Raw genomic sequence first — 1879 nt, 5'->3', positions numbered from 1 at the left:
GTGTGCTCTGCACCCGGGCGCGGGCAAAGGCCTCCTCGATCGGTGCGTCGATGGCCAGCGTGTCCCAGACCGGCTGTCCCAGCAACGCCTTGCGCGAGGTGTTGAGGAATCCCTCGCCAGCCGCATTCACATCGGCGATATTGTCCCAGGCATCAATCAGAAAAGCCGGCACTGGCAAAGAGGCCCAGAGGGCAGCGCTGTCCATCATGCGGCGGCCTCCGGGGTTTGGACACACAGCGCCTCCGGCATCACCGCCAGCACTTCAGCCGGTTTTTTCTCCGTCAGCACTGCGCGGCGCATGGTCGGGCCGGTTCCGGCCTCATCCATGTACCAACCAAGATGCTTGCGCGCGACCCGCACCCCCAGGTCTTCCCCGTAGAAGTCGAGCATTGCCCGGTAATGATCTGAAACCATTTGAATAAATACATTCCCTTCCGGGATTTCCGGCGCCGGAGTTCCCCACAGATGATGGGCCACCTCGGCCAGAATCCAGGGCTTTCCTTCGGCGCCGCGCCCGATCATTACGCCATCGGCACCGGACTGCTCCAGCGCCTGCCGGGCAGTGGCAGTATCAACGATGTCACCATTGGCCAGCAGCGGCACAGTCACAGCATCCTTGACGTCCCGGATCGCCGCCCAATCGGCGGAGCCCTTATAGAACTGGCAGCGGGTGCGGCCGTGGATCGTCACCATCTGCACCCCGGCCTCGCAGGCGCGGCGCGCCACATCCGGCGCGTTCAGGCAGTTATCGTCCCAGCCCAGCCGGGTCTTCAGCGTGACCGGCACATCCACGGCCCTCACGACGGCCTCGATCAGCTTCAGCGCATGGTCCGGCGTCTTCAGCAGGGCTGATCCGGAATAGCCGTTTGTCACCTTCTTGGCGGGGCAGCCCATGTTGATGTCGATGATCCGTGCGCCCTGCCCGGCGACCTGTTTCGCGGCCTCGGCAATCCAGTATTCGTCACGCCCCGCCAGCTGCACCGCGGTGTTCTCGACATCCGCGCTCAGCTCGGCCCGCTCGCGCACGCCCGGCTTGGCCTGAACCATCTCCTGGCTTGCCACCATCTCGCTCACCATCAGCCCGACGCCAAAGGAGCGGACCAGATCCCGGAACGGCCGGTCGGTGATTCCCGCCATCGGCGCCAAGGCGATGGGCGGGGACATGGAGGTGGTTCCAAGCGTGAAGGACAACTGCCTAATCCTTGTGCAACTGAGAGGTTTTTATCCGAAGCCTCTGCTATGCAGCAATGAAATGCGCCTCCGCAAGCCGCTCCCGGACTTCATTTGCCTATTTTTTAATCACATTCCGCGGGGTGATTGCCACTTCCCGCGCCACCTCATAAACAATGCGGGACTTACCGGACGAGGACCGCATGACCACAGCCGCCCTGATCGTCGCCGCCGGCCGCGGCACCCGCGCAGGCGGCGGCACGCCCAAACAGTGGCGCCCGCTGAAGGGTCGCCGGATGATCGACTGGACACTGGAATCCTTTGAAAGGGCGGGCGTTGGCCTCACGGTTCTGGTGCTATCACCGGATGACACCGCCGCTTGGGAGGAATTCTCCGGCAAACCCGGCCTGATCCTGGCTGAAGGCGGCGCAGAACGTGCAGCCTCCGTTCTGAACGGCCTCAAGGCGCTGGAACCGCACGGCGTGGGCAAGGTGCTGATCCACGACGCCGCCCGGCCCTGCGTCAGCCCTGCCTTGATTCACAGCATTCTCAACGCCTTGGACGAAACACCTGCTGCAGCCCCGGCGCTTGCCGTGACTGATGCGCTGTGGACTGGAGCAGACGGCACCGTAACTGGCACCCAGGACCGCAATGGCCTGTTTGCCGCACAGACGCCCCAGGGTTTCAGGTTCCAGGACATTCTGTCGGC

3 protein-coding genes are annotated in these 1879 nt (G+C 63.9%); 1 reads left to right on the top strand and 2 read right to left on the bottom strand.

Features of this window, described 5'->3' with window-relative positions:
• A partial coding sequence (locus tag RA26_RS21900) for a PAS domain-containing protein (protein WP_039187582.1) occupies positions 1-208 on the bottom strand: 208 nt, incomplete at its 3' end.
• Positions 205-1191: a tRNA dihydrouridine synthase DusB gene (dusB, locus tag RA26_RS21895; protein WP_039187580.1), complete on the bottom strand. Its 987-nt coding sequence runs from the start codon at positions 1189-1191 to the stop codon at positions 205-207. The genes RA26_RS21900 and dusB, both read right to left, overlap by 4 nt.
• A gap of 182 nt (positions 1192-1373) precedes the next feature.
• On the opposite strand from dusB, the gene RA26_RS21890 reads away from it, so the two are divergent.
• Positions 1374-1879: IspD/TarI family cytidylyltransferase (locus RA26_RS21890; RefSeq protein ID WP_039187578.1), on the top strand; the 506-nt coding region annotated here is incomplete at its 3' end.

It is taken from the genome of Leisingera sp. ANG-M7, assembly GCF_000813965.1.
GTDB lineage: Bacteria > Pseudomonadota > Alphaproteobacteria > Rhodobacterales > Rhodobacteraceae > Leisingera.
The sequence above is the reverse complement of the archived record's forward strand: the minus strand, read 5'-3'. Positions and strand labels throughout refer to the sequence as shown.